This is a genomic window from Streptomyces sp. NPDC001634 (assembly GCF_040298185.1).
In the GTDB taxonomy this organism is placed as follows: Bacteria; Actinomycetota; Actinomycetes; order Streptomycetales; family Streptomycetaceae; genus Streptomyces.
Window position 1 is genome coordinate 1 of record NZ_JBEOZU010000103.1, and the last position, 16,292, is coordinate 16,292.

Consider the following 16,292-nt stretch of genomic DNA (forward strand, 5'->3'; position numbering starts at 1 on the left):
CAAGACCGCCCCACGCATACTGAGCCCCCGCTACACTCCCCACCGCCAGGCCGTTGACCAGCAGAAATACAGAAGTCCGGCTGGAGTACTAAGAGGGCATCTGATCAATGAGCTCTTTCAGAGTGGCCACCGATCGGATGATGGCCTCGGCGCCCGCAACAGACAGGGCACCCGTGCCGTTGGGTGAGGTGTTCGAAGTCTCAACCTGTCGGTCCAGGAGCCCTGTTGGTTCCCTATCCTGTCGCACTCGACCTGCCTCATGCGCTGGTCGAGTGGGTCACTATGCTCATCGTCACCCGTGAGGGTGACCGCCGCTGCAAGCTCCGACCGCACCAGCGGGCACTCGTCGCTCTTGCCTACCTCCGCAAGCACGACACCGTTGCCCAGATCGCCACCGGGTTCGGTATATCCGTGGGCACCGCCCACGCGTACACCACCGCCGTCGTGAAGCTCCTCGCCGACCGGGCTCCGGGCCTGCTCAAAACGCTGCGCGAGCACAATCCCGCGTGCGTGCTCCTGGACGGCACCCTCAGCGAATGCGACCGCTTGGGAGACGGACGCACCGACTACTCGCACAAGCACCGACGCCACGGCGTGAACGTGCAGGTCGTCACCGATCCCGAGGGCCAGCTGCTGTGGATCTCGCCGGCTCTTCCCGGCCGCGCTCACGACCTGACCGCCGCACGCACCCACCACATCATCCGGATCTGCGAACGCCAGGGTGTCCCGATCGTCGCCGACCGCCCCTACATCGGCGCTGGCTCCTGGGTCACCACCGCAATCCGCCGCCCGCCAAACGGGCGAACTGTCACCGACCGATCGGACTCTCAACCACGCGCTCGCCCACGCCCGCGCTCCCGTCGAACGAGGCGTCGCTCGCCTGAAGTCCTGGCGGATCTTCCGCAGCAGCCGCTGCAGCCCGAACCGCATGACAGTCATCGCCGCCGCGGTCCTCACCCTGGAGAGGCAACGCTGAAAAGGCTCAGTATGCCGATTGCGGTCGAACACTGCGCTGTTGCTGCGACAGGACAGGCTTTGACAATGGTGAAAGACTGTTCGGTATGACCTGATCGACGGGGAGCGCCGAACTCGCTGCCTACCTGGACCGAAACATCCGAATGGCTCCATTGGGCGCGGGACGATCCTGGGCTGCGTAGACAAGAGTGGATCAGTTATGAGCGAGATCATTGCGGGCGTGGAAATACCCGATACACGGCTTGTCAGGGAGGCGACGGAACTGGTTCGCGCAGCCGAGCCGCCGTTGCTGTTCGACCACTCGCGCAGGGTTTACCTATTCGGAGTCCTGCAAGGGCAACGACGTGGTCTGAAACCCGAACCTGAACTGCTCTACGTGGGAGCGATGTTCCACGACCTGGGTCTGACCGAGCGGTTCCGGACCACTGATCAGCGATTTGAGATCGACGGAGCGAACGAGGCCCGTCGGTTCCTACGCGAACATGAGGTGGGCCCCGACGAGATCCGCCGAGTATGGACGGCCATCGCCCTGCACACAACTCCCGGTGTGCCGGAATTCATGGAGCCCGAGGTCGCGTTGGTCACCGCGGGTGTGGAGACCGATGTACTCGGGTCGGCCGTGACGACCTGGACCCGGCGGAACTCGAAGCCGTCACCGATGCGCACCCGCGTCCCGACTTCAAGCGCCGGATCCTGGAAGCCTTCACCAACGGCTTCAAAGACCGGCCCGACACGACCTTCGGCACCGTGAACGCCGATGTGCTAGCGCATTTCGTGCCCGGCTTCAAGCGTATCGACTTCGTCGAAGTCATCCAGAACAACACCTGGCCCGAGTAGCCGCCGGACATCACGGCACGTTGCGCCCTATCCCGTGGAAACGCCAGAAGATGCGACTGCCGGCGGAGGACGAAGAAATGACCGATCAACCACCCGTCACGACCACCGATTCCGGTTGCCCTGTCGCCAGCGACGAGCATTCGCTCACGGTCGGAACCAGCGGCCCCAATCTGCTGCAGGACACCTACCTGATCGAGAAACTGGCCCATTTCGTCCGCGAGCGGGTTCCCGATCGCGTATATCACGTTAAGGGCGGTGGCGCTTTCGGCTATTTCGAAGTGACTGCCGACGTCACCCAGTGGACCAAGGCCGCCTTCCTCAGTGAGGTCGGCAAGCGAACGCCCATGCTCGCGCGCTTCTCCTCGGTGGCCGGCGAAGAGGGCTACCCGGACTCGGACCGCGACGTACGCGGATTCGCCCTCAAGTTCTACACCGAAGAGGGCAACTACGACCTCGTCGGCAACAATACTCCGGTCTTCTTCGTACGCGACCCCATGAAATTCCCCGACTTCATCCACTCGCAGGAACGCATGCCCGACAGCGGCCTGCGCAGCAACAACATGCAGTGGGACTTCTGGACACTCTCACCCGAGTCGGCGCATCAGGTGACCATCCTGATGAGCGACCGCGGCACACCGCGTACCTGGCGCAACATGAACGGCTACGGCAGCGACACCTACATGTGGGAGAACGCCGCGAGCGAGAAATTCTGGGTCAAATACCACTTCAAGACCGAGCAGGGAATCCAGAACATGACCGACGCCGAGGCCAGAGCCATGCGCGCCGAGGACCTCGACTGCCACCGACGCGACCTACGGAACGCGATCACCCGCAGGGACTTCCCTTCTTGGCGCCTCGAAATGCAGATCATGCCCTACGAGGAGGCGGCCGACTACCGCTTCAATCCGTTCGACATCACCAAGGTCTGGCCGCACGACGACTACCCGCCGATCACCGTCGGGCGCTTGGTCCTCGACCGCAACCCCGAGAATTTCTTCGCCCAGATCGTGCAGGCCGGATTCGACGTGGCGAACTTCGTCCCCGGCATCGGGCCGAGCCCGGACCGCATGGTGCTGGGCCGGATGTTCGCCTACGCCGACTCAAGCCGCTATCGCACCGGCCCCAACTATGCGCAGCTTCCCGTCAACCGGCCCGTCAACGAGGTGCACAACTACAACAAGGACGGCCCGATGTGCTACCACCACATCGGAGACCAGCCGGTCTACGCACCCAACAGCTACAGCGGACCCAGAGGCGAGCCGCAGCGCTACCGCGACCCCGGCTGGTTCGTGGAAGCCGGTGAGATCACACGCGCGGCCTACGAGGCGCACAAGGGCGACGACGACTTCATCCAGCCCGGCACGCTCTACCGCGACGTGATGACGCCGACGGACCAGGACCATCTGGTCGAAAACATCGTCTGGCACCTGAGTCAGGAGGTGGAGCGCTTCGTCCAGGAACGAGCGGTCAACGACTACTGGACGAAAGTCGACCCCAACCTCGGCGCCCGCGTCGCCCAAGGTATCGGTCTGGGGTCGCCGCAGCCGGGCCACGGGTAACAATCGCCGAGACCGAACTCCCTTGTCCTCAGCGCAACGAGCACGACAGGTCGTCCTGGGTCCCGAGCCAGGCGCCAGAGTGATGGGACGAGATAGGGCGGTCGTGCGCCGGTCACGCTGCAACATGAGGCACATTGGATCAAAAACGTTCGCATACCTGCCAGCAAACAGCACTGACGCCGCCGATGGCCGTGGCCAAGCGGCGCAGCGAACTACGCCAGCCCGGGGTCAGCTCAAGAACTCGGCCAGCGGGAACGAACGGCGACTCCGCGGTGGAATCAGAAAGTTCTGGCGGTGCGTGGTGTGAACCACTGCATTCAGGCCGGCCTTGGGTGAACGCGGGGAGAAGTCGATTCTTTTACCGTCAGGGTAGTAGCCGTCCATCGCCAAGCGAATACGGTTAAACGTCTCGGACGTCGGCACGAAGATCAGGAAGTGCAACCCGGCTGCCTTCTGGGTGCTGTAATGGTCGCCGACCGGGTCGGAGGTATAGTGGAAGGGGTTGTCCAGCGTAGCGAAATCGCCACGATTAGATACGGGGGTGCCGACCGGGTAGGTCACGCCATAGTTGCTGGTTGTCGCTTTCCGTAGGCGGTTCACCGGCTGCATGCTCCCATTGTGACCGTAACTACCTGTTTTCCTGACCCGTTGAAAGATATCGTCTTCGCTTTCAACGGGAGGATCCACGGTCACCGTTCCCACAGGGGCCGAGAGTCCAGGTCGGTACATGGCGCGGAGTCGGTCGGCATAGACCGGGAATTCCCGTGACCCCTCTCGACCTTCCCCGTACCAGGTAGCCAGGTCCGAGTACAGGTGTGAGAGAGGCATGATAGTCCCGTACTTGAAGTAGCCATTGGGCCATTGGTCGGTCCAGCCGGGAAGCGTCTCCAGATTCGAAACGGGTGTGGAACTTTCCGCGGATTTGATCGTGCTGGTGAAGCCGAGAAAGATGGGTGCATGCGCAGGAATAGACCTCGCCCCCGGCAGGCCTGCCTCCAGTGCCAGCTTGCTGGCAAGCGATTGCTGCCCCGTGTGACCGCCACCTGTGAAGCCTCGTCGGATGCTGGTCACTTCGAAGAGGTCACCCGCCTGGTGGCTTCCCGTCCCGAACAGGGCGTTGGTGCCTTCCATGATGTTGTCGAGCGAGTCACTGCGCAGGAGCACGGCCACGTGGTTCTGCTCCAGTCGGACCTGTCCGAAGCCGGCCGGCGGCTGGTCGCTCGGATACGTTCTGGCGTCCTGGAGCGCGTAGACCGCGCGGCCCTGCTGCTTGGACGTCATGAGATCGACCGGTAGGTATTCCGGATAGTGCGTCCCAGATTTGAAGTAGCCGGAACCCCTACCGAGGCTGGGGATGTAGTGCTGGAAGTAGGGAAGTCCCCACGAGACGACGACGCCCAGACCACTGGGAGGGGGAGGGAAGCGTTTCTCCAAGCCCTGGATGACGGACTCCAGATGACGCTGCGCCTCCTGCAAATCTTTCACGCTGGGCGAAACCTTCAATGTCGCAGTGATGACGTGATTGTGCAATGGAGGAATCAGCACGGGGATCGTACCGTTGCTGCTTTCGACGCCTGTTCCATTGTCCATGATGAGCCGCGGTGTGGGAATGGCATACTGTTCCGGCGGCAGAGGTTTGTCGGCCTCCACGGCGGCCCGCTCGGGTGGGGTGGCCAGCTTGTCGATGACCTCATAGATGCCTGCAGAGGCTAGAGCCACGCCTAGTGTTGCTCCCGTGACAAATCTTCGCCTGCTGGGGTTCGCGAATTCCTCCGTTACGGACAGGCCTTTTCCACCCTCATCTTTCACGGCTCCATCCTCCGCGCTCGACATGTGCGCCCCTTTCCACGGAGCCGGGATCAGGGGGACTCGGCCCCGCACGTGAAGATCCCCGTCTCCTCGGTCGCTATCGGTCCCAGGGCTACAAAAGTCACTTAATTCGCCCATGAAGGCCGAGCGCCAGCCAGTCCTAGCGGGCCATTCGGGGCTTACGCCGAACCACCCTCACCCAGCGCGAGCAGGCCCTCGGCGACACCCGCAGCCCGATCCGCGGGCCAACGTAAGGGGCTGTGATCACTCGCGCCAAAGCAGCTCCCGGCCAAAATCGCTGCGCCGACCTGGTGGGCTTCCCGGAGCTGAGAGGTGTTGTCAGGCGGATCGGTTTTCCGCGCTGACCATCCAGGCGTACTTCTCCAGGGAGTCGATGATCGCGTGCAGCAGGTCGGCCGTGGAGGGATCCTCGCTGTCGACCTGGTCATGCTGGGTGCGCAGCGTATCGACGGTGGCGCGCAGGCGCGCGGTGATCAGATCGACGACGGCGCTCACACTCAGCCCTCCTTCCGGGAAGGCAGGGAGTGTAGTGGTCGCCATCACGGTGTCGGAGCGGCCGTCCGGCCAGGCTTCGAGAGCGCGCATGCGTTCGGCGATGGTGTCGGCCGACTCCCGGGCCTCGTCGACGATCTCGTCCAGTTGCAGATGCAAGTCTCGGAAGTTGTGGCCGACCAGGTTCCAGTGGGCCTGTTTCCCCTGGAGATGCAGTTCGACAAGGTCCACCAGGATCCGCTGCAACGCTTCGGCCAGCTGCGGCGAGGCCGTGAATCCGGCGACATCGGCCTCCGAACGTCGGGAACCCCCAGGGGAAGTGGTCATGGCGTGTCTCCTCTTGAAAGCACCACAGAGCAGCCCCTGAAACAGGAGGCCCGTTGACCTACGCAATCAAACCTACATAGGCCTCTCTCTGCCGCCACTGCGCCTGATCCGCTTGGGGGACATCGGAGATCAAGGGTGTGAGAGCCCGGTGGGATGTCCACCATGGAGAGCACGAGCGTGACGTCCTCAGCCGTCCGCGAGGACCAGCACGAACGCTCCACAGGATCAGCCTCAGTCACACTGTGACCCTGCCCCCGGCGCTTCATACCGGGGATGGGGGCGCCACGAGGCGGCTGCCCTCGCTGGAGAACGCTTGCGCAAGATCCGAACGCCGATTTGCTGGGTTCCTGGGCCGCGCATCGACCCCGTCACACAGCACGTCACCGCGCCGCCGTCGTGCCCCGATTCTCGGCCTTGCGCCGGTGTTCAGCAACGGTCTCGGCGACTGCGTCTGCGTGGCCTGTCAACGTCAGCCGTCCGATGTGGGTTTCAAATGCGCTCGCGTCGACCAGGAACGGCCGTTCGAATTGCCTGAAGATCTCCATCACCTCGCGTGCCTGGACGTCGAAGATGCCCGCGGCCCGCAAGGCGAGCTTTGGTACGGCGCTCACGCGGGCGTTGCCGCCAGTACGCCGCAGCCGCGGCGTACTGGCGGCCGGTCAGCGGCTCGGGGGAGGGGATGTTCCAGGCCTGTCCCCATGCCCCAAGGCCGGGTAGTTAACGGATTTGCGCTGGTGGCAAGCCAGTTGACGTGGCTTCAGCATCAGACGGGAACGTGAGCAACGGAGCCCCGTTGAAGCAGGTAGTCCGCCAAGACTGTCTGCTGCCTGTGGAGCTCCGTTGCCTGTACGTCATTGTGCCCTGCCGCCTGGTCTTATGACCGTCTCCCGCGTGTTCACGGTGGCCGCGGGGCGATTTGCTCCGGGTCATCTCGGTGAGCTGACCCAGGTCGCGCCGTTCGAGCTCGTCGATGCGGTTCTCCAAGAAACCCGCACAGTGCAGCGTCGGTTGCGGGACCTGCCTTCACGGGGCGGTGTGTACTTCCTGTTGGCGATGTGCCTGTTCCCGGAGATCGGCTATCGGCTGGTGTGGCAGAAGCTGACGGCGGGGCTGGTCGGCGTGCCGGTCGCCGAGCCGACCGCGAAGGCCCTGCGTGACCTGCGGCGCAGGGTCGGCAGCGCGCCCATGCGCGGGCTGTGTGCGGTGTTGTTGGGGCCGTTGGCTCAGCCGAGGACACCCGGGGTGCGGTTCGGTCGGTATCGCACGGTCTCCTTCGACGGCTGCAGCTCGATCAGGGTCCCGGACACCGACCGCGACCGAGCCCGGCTCGGCTCTCCGAGCCATGGCGGATACCCCCTTGTGGAGCTGATGACGCTGGTCGAGACCGGAACCAGGGCTCTGATCGGCGCGGTCTTCGGCGCCACCAGCGAGGGCGAGACGGGCTATGCCCGGCGCCTGCTGCACCTGCTGACGCCAGACATGCTTGTTTTGTGGGACAAAGGCTTCGACGGCAACGACTTCCTTGCCCAGGTGACCGCCACCGGCGCGCAGGTCCTGGGCCGGCTGCGCAGCAACCGGCGCACCCCCGTTCTCGTCCGCCTGACTGATGGCTCCTACCTGTCGGCGATCGGCACCAGCCCGGTGCGGATCATCGACGCGCAGATCACCGTGACCTGCGCCGACGGCACGCTATTCACCGGCACCTACCGGCTGGCCACTACGTTGAGTGACGCTCGCCGCTATCCGGCTGCCGCCCTGGGCAGCCTGTATCACCAGCGGTGGGAGCACGAATCGGCGCACTACGCGCTCCGCCACACGATCATGGACGGGCGGGTACTGCGCTCGGGTGACCATGTCGGCGTCGAGCAGGAGATGTGGTCCCTGCCGGCGCTCTACCAACTCCTGCGCACGGCGATGGTCGGTGCCGCCGAGTCCCTCCCCGGCACCGACCCGGACCGCTGTGGCTTCACCATCGCCCTCCAGACCGCCCGTGAGCAGGTAGTCCAAGCCGCCGGCGTCATCGTGGACGCCACCGACCCAGTCGGCACCATCGGGCGCCGCGTCCTGGCCGCACTCCTACCGCCCCGTCGCCCCCGTGTGAGCACCCGCAAGGTCAAATCACCGACCTCCCGGTACAACGAACGACACAACGACAGCAGACCCGATCACAGCCGCACCGTGACCAGCCTCGACATCACCGTCGTCGAACCTTCAGAACCGCAGCCCGCGCTGCCCACCGCCTCCCGGGACGACCGGCATGCCGCCCCCGCAGAGCGCCGCAGACACCGAATCCTGGTCCTGCTCGAAGAAGACCCCACCCGCCTGTGGCGACCCCGCGACATCGCGGCTCACTTCGGCGACGTCACCCTGGGCACCATGTACAGACAACTCTCCAGATGGGCCGAGAGCGGACTCATCCACAAGATCGGCCCCGGCCTCTACACCGCCACAACATGGTCACCAACTCCCTTGCCGGGACGCGGAGATCGCTAACTACCCGGCCTTGGGGGAAGGCCCGGACACGGTCTGGAGGCCGCCGTCGACATGAATGCCTACCGCTCGTCCCTGCGCTACATCGCCTCCGCGGACCTGCCGCCGCACCGCGTGCTGCGCCAGCTCGACGAGGTCGCCTCCGGCGGACCGGATCGCAGGCCTGCCACCTGCCTCATCGGACAGATCGACCCCAATCGCGGCCAGGTGACCTTCGCCGGCGCCGGCCATCTGCCCCCGGCAGTGGTCGACGGGCAAGGCCGCACCACACTGCTGCCGGTGCAGGTCGGCCCACCCCTGGGCACCGGCCTGGGCGGCTACGAGCCGGCCACGTACCGGCTGGACTCGGCCCAGACGCTGCTGCTCTTCACCGACGGGCTCGTCGAGCGCCGCGGCGAGGACATAGACGAGTCCCTGCACCGGCTGGCGGACGTCGGCTTCGAGGCAGGCTCAGGAGTCGAGGACGTCCTGGACACGGTGCTTGCCCGCCTCGACGCCGGGCACGCGGAGGACGACGTCGCGGTACTGGCCGCCCAGCTGCACCACCGCTGCGGGTGAGCGCATAGAGCGCACTTACAAGACGTTACGCTCACATACTGTGAGTGACCAAGGACAAGCCGTAGAGCACCCCGCGCAACCGCCGACCGGACCGGGGACGGCCCTGCGCCTTGCGGTGGTGCTGCTGGTGGCTGCCTCCGGGGCGGTGGAAACCATCTCCTTCACCGCGTTGGACCGCGTCTTCGCCGGCGTCATGACCAGCAACCTCGCCCTGCTCGGGATGGCGATCGGTCGGGGACAAGGTGCGGGTGTGAGCGCAGCATTGTTGGCGTTGACGGGGTTCGGTCTGGGCGCGGCGGTCACCGCGAAGCTCACCCGGCAGCGCACCGGCGTGGTCACGCATTGGCCGCCGAGGGTGATGTTCTGCCTGTTCGGAGAGGCGGTGGTGCTGGGTGCGGGCGCCGTGATCTGGGCCGCCGTGGGGGGATCACCGGGGGACACGGCGCGGGATGCCCTGCAGTTCGGTGCGGGGGCGGCGATGGGCATCCAGGCGGCGGCCATGGTGGCGGCCGGGCGGGCTGCGGCGCCGACCACCTATCTGACCGGCACGCTGGCGACGTACATCGTGAAGGGTGTGGGCGCGGGTCATCACGACCGGTGGGTACCGGCTCGGCTGGGAGCCCTGATGGTGGGCGCGGGTGTCGCCATGGCGGTGCTGCGGGCGGCTCCGGGATGGGCGGGTGTACTCCCCGTGGCGCTGGTCGCGTGCGCCGTCCTGGCCGCTTGTACACCCGTGATCCGGCTGAGGCGCGGCCCCGTTGGCCGAAGGTGACGGATCACGGTCTCCCAGCGGATGCGAGGGGACACGACAGGCTCAGCGCGTCCCCGCGGCAACGGCCCGTTCGGCGGCTTCCCGCAGGACCTCGCGCTCTCGTCCAGCGCCTGGTACTCCTCGGGCTTCTACCGCCGTCTCGTACGCGACTACGAACACCGCCCCGCCTCCTCCCGCTCCCGCGTTCTGTGGGCGATGACCTCCGTCATGAGCCGCCGCCTCACCGGCCGCACCATCGCCTCCTGGAGGACCGCATGAGCGAGAACCCGCAGGTCAAAGCCATCCTGGAACACATCGAAACCCGCGAGCGCGAACTCGCCTACAGAGCCGAGCAGTTCCGGGCCCGCATCGAAGAACTCACCCGGCAACTCGGCGAACTCGACGCGGAAAGCGAGAACCTGCGCATCACCCGCAAGACCCTCCCTCGCTCTCCCGCTGCCCTCACCCGCCACCAGGCCGGACCGCCCCGACATCCCGGACCACCCCGCCTACCAGCAGATCCTCACCGCCCTGGCCGACGCGGGCCGACCGATGCGCGCCCGCGACCTCTGCCAGGCCCTCCACCTGCCTATCCCCCCGAAGAACACCGAAGGCATCTGCTCCAAACTGAAACGCCTGGTCAGCTGGGGCATCCTCATCGAACCCGAACCCGGCTTGTTCGCCAGCCCCGACGCCTGAGGGCCACCCCCCACCCGCGACCAGCGGTCCTTCCCCAACCTCAACCACGAAACGGACAAGATCTCACGTTCCGCACTCTCAGTGAAGTCGAGCTCTGCGAGGTAGCGCAGGCGCACGCAGTTCGCCTGGAGAGGCGCGCGCTGTTCGAGTTCGGCCAGGGCACGGTCCAGGCGGTCGTGCCCGCGCAGCAGCAGCACCAGGACGACAAGAGCGGTATGACGGGAGACTGTTACGTACGGTTCCGTGGGAGCCCGGGGGTGAGATTCCCCCGGGCGACCCGACTACCGGTGCCTTTTACCCGGGCGCATGCGGACAAGTGCTCGGCGTTTCCGTTGACTGGCGTCGACGGCATGGTCCTGCTGTTTACTTTCGGCCACGGAAGGCAAGACATCCTCGGAATCATCCCCGCAATCACTCGACCTGGCCGCTCAGGAGGATCTCTCCTCAGACCGGCACAAGGTGCCGAAAGGTAAAGGCCATGAACGATTCAGAGGACACGGGAAGGGCCGTTGAAAAGCCGACGGAAAGGGTGGGGAGACGCGGCCGGCAACCGACTCACCACACCTTTCACCATCCCACGTCCGGGTGAGGTACAGACAAGAGCGTTAGCCGGTTCATGGCCCGCGAGAATCCTGCGTCCACACTGACCTGATCGCCGTGGCGAAGCGTCCGCCGCAATCCGAGCCGGAAAGAGAATTCATGCTGTTGTCTGCCCTGGGGGGATCCGCCGACCCGCCACAGCTCCTCCCCGCGCGTGAGCAGATGGCGTTCACGTTGGGCTTCCACATCATTCTGGTGCCCTTCGGCGTCGCATTCACCTTCATGATGCTGTTCTGCCAGTACCGGGCGCTGCGCCGCGACGATCAGCAGGCGCTGCTCCTGGCGCAGCGATGGTCCAAGGTGGCCGCCGTTCTGTTCGCCGTGGGGGCCGTGTCCGGCACGGTACTGACTTTCGAGTTGGGGCTGCTCTGGCCCGGGCTCATGGGTAAATACGGCTCGGCGTTTGGGTTTCCGTTCGCCGTGGAAGGGCTCTTTTTCTTCCTTGAAGCCATCTTCATGGCCATCTACATCTACGGCTGGAAGAGGCTTCCGCCGTGGCCGCACTTCTTCACCGGTGTTGTGGTCACCCTGGCAGGGGTCGGCGGAACGGCCTCCGTCGTCGCGGCCAACAGCTGGATGAACCAGCCCGCCGGGATCGTGGTGAAGAACGGGCGCGTGGTGGACGTGATCCCGTCCAAGGTCTTCTTCAACGGCGCGTTCTGGTGGGAAACGGTGCACATGCTCCTCGCGGCGTACATCGTCGCGGGGTTCATGGTCGCCGGGGTGTACGCGTGGGAACTGCTCAGGGGACGTCGGGACCGCTACCACCGGCTCGGGTTCGTCGTTCCCTTCACGGTCGCCGCAGTCGCCATGCCGCTGCAGTTCCTCGTCGGGGATACCATCGCCCGCCAGGTCTACGACAGGGAACCCGCCAAGTTCGCCGCCATCGAACTCGTACCGACCACCGGTGATCACATCCCGGAGACCCTCGGCGGCGTCTTCGTCAACGGCGAAGTGCGCTACGGCATCCCGCTTCCCGACGTGGCCTCGATCCTCGCCGGTTTCCGCCCCTCCACCACGATCAAGGGGTTCGACGCCATCCCGGCCGCCGTACGTCCCGTGGACGCGGTGGTCAGCGTCGTGCATCTCGCTTTCGACGTCATGGTCGGCACCGCCACACTGCTGCTCCTGCTGTCCCTGTGGTTCGGCTGGCTGTGGTGGCGACGGCGCGAGGTGCCGATGAACCGCTGGTTCCTGCGCGGTTCGGCAGTCGCCGGGCTGGTCGCGCTTCTGTCACTGGAGAGCGGCTGGGTGGTGACCGAGGTCGGGCGCCAACCCTGGACCGTCGTGGGGCTCTTGCTGACGAAGGACGCGGTCGCCACGCAGGGCAATCTGTGGCCGCTCTTCGCCACGGTCCTCGCGATCTATTTCTGCGTCGGCGCCGGTGCCTTGTTCGTGCTCCGGACCATGCGACGCCGATGGTCGGAAGAAGGCACCGACGCCGTGGCGGTCCCGTACGGCCCCCGGCCGGCGCCGGCCATGAACGGGCGCGGACTCGGAGCTGACGACGCATGAGCACGGTGATCGCGGCAGTCCTGTTCGTCGGAGTCATCGCCTACGCCCTCTTCGGCGGGGCGGACTACGGGGCCGGCTTCTGGGATCTGACAGCCGGGGGCACTACGCGAGGACACCGCATCCGCGAGCTGATCAACCTTTCCCTCAGCCCGGTGTGGGAGGCCAACCACACGTGGCTGATCTTCTGTCTCGTCACGATCTGGACGGGCTTTCCACAAGTCTTCACCGCCATCACCACAACCCTGTACCTCCCCCTGGGACTGGCGGCGCTGGGTATCGTCACGAGGGGAGCGGGCTTCGCCTTCCGCCATGCGCTGGCCGAAAGGCAGGGGGAGCGGATCAGCGGTGTCGCCTTCGCCTGCTCGTCGGTATCCACCCCGTTCTTCTTCGGCACCATCGCCGGCGGGATCGCCTCCGGCCGCGTGCCCTCGACGGGGCACGGTGACGCGCTGTCCAGCTGGCTCAATCCGACCTCCCTTCTCGGCGGGGTCCTTGCGGTCACCGTCTGTGCCTACCTCGCCGCCGTGTTCCTCACGGGGCAGGCCCGGCGTCGAGCGGACACCCCCCTGGAGAAGGCGTTCCGCCGCCGGGCCTTCGGGGCGGGCGTAGTCGCGGGACTGGTGGTCCTTGCAGGCGTGTTCGTCCTGCACTCGGACTCCCCGCACCTGTTCCACCAGTTGAGCACGTTGGGCGCGCCGCTCCTGGCCGTCTCGGGCCTGTGCGGTCTCGCCGCGCTTCTCCTGTTACGCAAAGGCCGCCCTCCCGTCGTACGCACCCTGGCCGCCCTCGCGATCGCCACCGTCGTCGCGGGATGGGGAGTCGCCCAGTACCCCTACCTTCTGGGCACCCACCTGACCATCCAGCATGCGGCAGCTCCGTCGGCCAGCTTGTGGGTACTGCTCGGAGTCTCCTGCGTCGCGGCCGCCCTGATCGCGCCTTCGCTCCTCCTGCTGTACGTCCTGCAGCTGCAACGCAAGCTCGGCTGACAAAAAGCCGACGCGGCACTCCTGCTACGAATGCGCCGGACGACCAGGCACTTTCCACCAGCCTTCCGTGAGGCGGAAGCCGTATTGCGCCCCTGCCAGCGGACTACCTGCTTCAACGGGGCTCCGTTGCTCACGTTCCCGTCTGATGCCCAAGCCACGTCAACTGGCTTGCCACCAGCGCAAATCCGTTAACTACCCGGCCTTGCCCCATGCCCTCTCAAACGTCTTCACCGCCCGGACGAGCAGACCGTCGTCGTTCCCGGCACCGAAGCGGCCGCGCTGACGTTCCGGTGTTCTCGGAAGGCGCGCTGTTCTCCACGGGCGACTCGCACATGGCCATGGGCAACGGTGAGGTGGCGCTCACCGCGATGGAGGGGTCGCTGCGCACAACGTTCCGACTGACGTTATGCAAGAAGGGCTCCGGCGATGCACCGTCCGTCGCCTTCTATTACCCGTTCGCCGAGACTCCCCAGGGGTGGGTGGCGGTCGGCCTGTCCGACCCCGACGGATCCCAGCACGGGCAGTGCCAGACGCTACGGCACCCGGATCGGCTCCTGCCCCTTCCCCAAGGGCGACAACATCCGCCAGGAGTGGGCCGCCGAGCAGGTCGTCCGGGACGGCTTCACCATCCTGGAGGCCGTCTGGGCACCTCAGGTTCCAGCGTGGTTACGGGAAGTCCCCGCTGTCCAGGTCCTGCGCCGGGCCTGGGTGGAGCGGTACCACCGCGACGGCGAGGATGTGCTCTGGGGGGGAGGGCAAAGACCTCCCGCCGGGCAGACGCCGGGCTCTCCTCGCCCTATGATCCCGACGCCCGCTACGCGACCGGTGGAGACGAGTGGTCCGGGGGAGTTTCTCCGGGCCGGATCGACGCCCTTGTTGGGTGACGACGGTCAGAAGGTGGATCCGTCCAGGCGTCGAAACGACCGCCGACGCGGCCGGCCGCTCGCGCACCGGGCTCTGCCGGTGCGGCTGTTCGGCCAAGACATCCACGAGCACTTCAGGTAGGACCGGCCCCAGCAGGCCACCGGGGCCCGGGGCACTACCCCCGATCCCCGAGCGCTGCCGGAGGCTGGGAGGAGGGAGTAGGTGCGCCCCTGCGTTGGGCTGCCATGACTTGTCCGGCCTCCGCGTCGGACGAAGCGACCACCTCGGAGCGACGACTGCCCCGGTCCATGAGGCCGCCCGTGAAGGCGAGGCCGAGACCGGCCATGGCGAGAGCCGCGCCGATCAGATTGGGCGAGGCCCAGCCCCAGCCCGCCGAGATGACCAGGCCGCCAAGCCAGGCGCCGCCCGCGTTGGCAAGATTGAAGGCGGAGTGGTTGGAGGCCGCCGCCATCGTCGGAGCGTTCTGCGCCTTGGCCATGAGCAGCATCTGGACGGGCGTGGTGATGAGGGAACCCAGCGCGCCGATGAAGGTGATCGTCACCAGCGCGGGCACGGTGCTGTGGACGGTGAAGTAGAACGTCACCAGCGCTGCGGCGAGCAGAGCAAGACCCGCGTACAGCGTCGGCCGCAGAGCGCGGTCCGTGAGTGGGCCCGCAACCAGAGTGCCGAGGGTCATGCCGACGCCGTAGAGCGCGAGGACCAGGGTGGTCGAGGAGTCGGAGATGCCCGTCAGGTGCGTCAGCATGGGCACGAGGTAGCTGTAGACGGCGAAGAAGCCACCGAACCCGACAACGGCCGTGGCCAGGCCGATCGCCACCTGCTTGTTGCCCATCGCCCGCAGCTCGTGCCGGATGCCGGACTGCTGGCCCCGTGGCTGGTGAGGAATGAAGAAGGCCAGCGAGGCAAGGGCGACGAGACCGATGACGGCGACCGCGTAGTAGGCGGACCGCCAGCCCAGCTGCTGGCCGAGGGCCGTGCCGGCCGGTACACCGACGATGTTGGCAATGGTGAGTCCGAGGAACATCCTCGAGACGGCACGTGCCGCCCGTTCGGGGGCGACCAGCCGGGAGGCGACGACGGCGCCTACGCCGAACAGTGCTCCGTGCGGCAAACCTGCCAGGAAGCGCGCGGCAAAGAGCAGGCCGAAGTCGGGAGCGAGCGCGGACGCGGTGTTGCCGACCACGAACAGCCCGGACAGGAGCAGCAGCAGCCGCTTGTGGGATACGCGCGCCCCGATGCCCGTCAGCACGGGGGCGCCGACGACGACGCCGAGCGCGTAAGCCGAGACGAGGTTGCCGGCGTGCGGCACGGACACGCCGATCCCGTCAGCGATCTGGGGCAGCAGCCCCATCGTGGCGAACTCGGTCGTGCCGACGCCGAACGCGACGACAGCAAGGGCCAGCAGAGCCAGTGGCATGGCGTAGGGGAACCTTTCGAGACAGCGGTCCGGGGACGGGATGGAGGAAGGTGTGCCTGGGGTCCTCTCCGGCCCCGTGACCAGCCCTGCGCAACCCCAGAACGAGGCAAGCCCCCTGAGGGCAGCAGCGGGAGGAGGCGTCGCATTCCAAGATTGATCAGCACATGTCGGTGACGTCTGTCACGCCGTCTTTGCGGGTGACGGGGCGCGAGGAGGTATGTCTGAACACGCAGCCGCGCAGTGGCGGCAGCGATGGGACGTGTGACATCGGGGGGGATGGCGGCCCGTTGAGGAGCAGGTTGAGCCGGGGGTGGCGCGCATGCGTATTGCGGGCGGAGGCGGGTGAGTCCGGTGGTGTGTGTCGAGGCCGT

At 66.4% G+C, this 16,292-nt stretch carries 11 protein-coding genes and 2 pseudogenes; 9 read left to right on the forward strand and 4 right to left on the reverse strand.

Annotation, left to right across the window (positions count from 1 at the left end):
* Positions 1-225 precede the first annotated feature (225 nt).
* The 3 genes and pseudogenes from ABT186_RS40895 to ABT186_RS40905 all read left to right on the forward strand — a co-directional run bounded on the left by ABT186_RS40895 (position 226) and on the right by ABT186_RS40905 (position 3,371).
* Positions 226-1,065, forward strand: a complete 840-nt coding sequence (locus ABT186_RS40895; RefSeq protein ID WP_502973488.1) for a transposase — start codon at positions 226-228, stop codon at positions 1,063-1,065.
* A 109-nt stretch (positions 1,066-1,174) separates the two neighbouring features.
* Positions 1,175-1,812: pseudogene (locus ABT186_RS40900) on the forward strand (HD domain-containing protein).
* 77 nt (positions 1,813-1,889) lie between these two features.
* Entirely contained in the window at positions 1,890-3,371 is a 1,482-nt protein-coding gene (locus ABT186_RS40905; RefSeq protein WP_351237323.1) for a catalase, read from the forward strand.
* A 228-nt stretch (positions 3,372-3,599) separates the two neighbouring features.
* Here ABT186_RS40905 and ABT186_RS40910 read toward each other — a convergent pair whose 3' ends face one another.
* From ABT186_RS40910 to ABT186_RS40920, 3 genes are all read right to left on the reverse strand, one after another.
* Positions 3,600-5,204, reverse strand: a complete 1,605-nt coding sequence (locus ABT186_RS40910; protein ID WP_351929432.1) for a DUF7405 family protein — start codon at positions 5,202-5,204, stop codon at positions 3,600-3,602.
* A gap of 315 nt (positions 5,205-5,519) precedes the next feature.
* A complete protein-coding gene (locus ABT186_RS40915; RefSeq protein WP_351929434.1) occupies positions 5,520-6,020 on the reverse strand; it encodes a Dps family protein in 501 nt (166 codons plus the stop codon).
* Between the two features lie 380 nt (positions 6,021-6,400).
* On the reverse strand, positions 6,401-6,631 hold the full coding sequence (locus tag ABT186_RS40920) for a hypothetical protein (RefSeq protein WP_351929436.1): 231 nt from the start codon (positions 6,629-6,631) through the stop codon (positions 6,401-6,403).
* 265 nt (positions 6,632-6,896) lie between these two features.
* Here ABT186_RS40920 and ABT186_RS40925 point away from each other — a divergent pair, with 265 nt between their 5' ends.
* The 6 genes and pseudogenes from ABT186_RS40925 (at position 6,897) to ABT186_RS40950 (ending at position 13,619) form a co-directional block, all read left to right on the forward strand.
* Complete coding sequence (locus ABT186_RS40925) at positions 6,897-8,513, forward strand: transposase domain-containing protein (RefSeq protein ID WP_351929438.1); 1,617 nt, start codon at positions 6,897-6,899, stop codon at positions 8,511-8,513.
* A 33-nt stretch (positions 8,514-8,546) separates the two neighbouring features.
* Positions 8,547-9,068, forward strand: a complete 522-nt coding sequence (locus ABT186_RS40930) for a PP2C family protein-serine/threonine phosphatase (protein WP_351929452.1) — start codon at positions 8,547-8,549, stop codon at positions 9,066-9,068.
* Positions 9,069-9,108: 40 nt separating this feature from the next.
* On the forward strand, positions 9,109-9,840 hold the full coding sequence (locus tag ABT186_RS40935; RefSeq protein ID WP_351231970.1) for a DUF1275 family protein: 732 nt from the start codon (positions 9,109-9,111) through the stop codon (positions 9,838-9,840).
* Positions 9,841-9,969: 129 nt separating this feature from the next.
* Positions 9,970-10,098: pseudogene (locus ABT186_RS40940) on the forward strand (IS5/IS1182 family transposase); the annotation flags it as partial.
* 1,119 nt (positions 10,099-11,217) lie between these two features.
* The gene (locus ABT186_RS40945; protein ID WP_351231972.1) at positions 11,218-12,633 is read left to right on the forward strand and encodes a cytochrome ubiquinol oxidase subunit I; all 1,416 of its coding nucleotides are present in this window, start codon (positions 11,218-11,220) and stop codon (positions 12,631-12,633) included.
* Positions 12,630-13,619 carry a cytochrome d ubiquinol oxidase subunit II gene (locus tag ABT186_RS40950; RefSeq protein ID WP_351231974.1) on the forward strand — a complete coding sequence of 330 codons (990 nt, stop codon included), beginning with the start codon at positions 12,630-12,632 and terminating at the stop codon, positions 13,617-13,619. The genes ABT186_RS40945 and ABT186_RS40950 overlap by 4 nt, the downstream gene beginning before the upstream one ends.
* 1,039 nt (positions 13,620-14,658) lie before the next feature.
* Here the strand turns inward: ABT186_RS40950 and ABT186_RS40955 are convergent.
* Positions 14,659-15,921 (reverse strand): MFS transporter, encoded by a 1,263-nt coding sequence (locus tag ABT186_RS40955; RefSeq protein ID WP_351929440.1) that lies wholly within the window; start codon positions 15,919-15,921, stop codon positions 14,659-14,661.
* Between the last annotated feature and the right edge of the window lie 371 nt (positions 15,922-16,292).

Excerpts from the sequence above, each read along its gene's own strand:
- ABT186_RS40905 (WP_351237323.1), top strand. The coding sequence starts at position 1,890 with ATGACCGATCAACCACCCGTCACGACCACCGATTCCGGTTGCCCTGTC.
- ABT186_RS40910 (WP_351929432.1), bottom strand. The coding sequence starts at position 5,204 with ATGTCGAGCGCGGAGGATGGAGCCGTGAAAGATGAGGGTGGAAAAGGC.
- ABT186_RS40915 (WP_351929434.1), bottom strand. The coding sequence starts at position 6,020 with ATGACCACTTCCCCTGGGGGTTCCCGACGTTCGGAGGCCGATGTCGCC.
- ABT186_RS40925 (WP_351929438.1), top strand. The coding sequence starts at position 6,897 with ATGACCGTCTCCCGCGTGTTCACGGTGGCCGCGGGGCGATTTGCTCCG.
- ABT186_RS40945 (WP_351231972.1), top strand. The coding sequence starts at position 11,218 with ATGCTGTTGTCTGCCCTGGGGGGATCCGCCGACCCGCCACAGCTCCTC.
- ABT186_RS40950 (WP_351231974.1), top strand. The coding sequence starts at position 12,630 with ATGAGCACGGTGATCGCGGCAGTCCTGTTCGTCGGAGTCATCGCCTAC.
- ABT186_RS40955 (WP_351929440.1), bottom strand. The coding sequence starts at position 15,921 with ATGCCACTGGCTCTGCTGGCCCTTGCTGTCGTCGCGTTCGGCGTCGGC.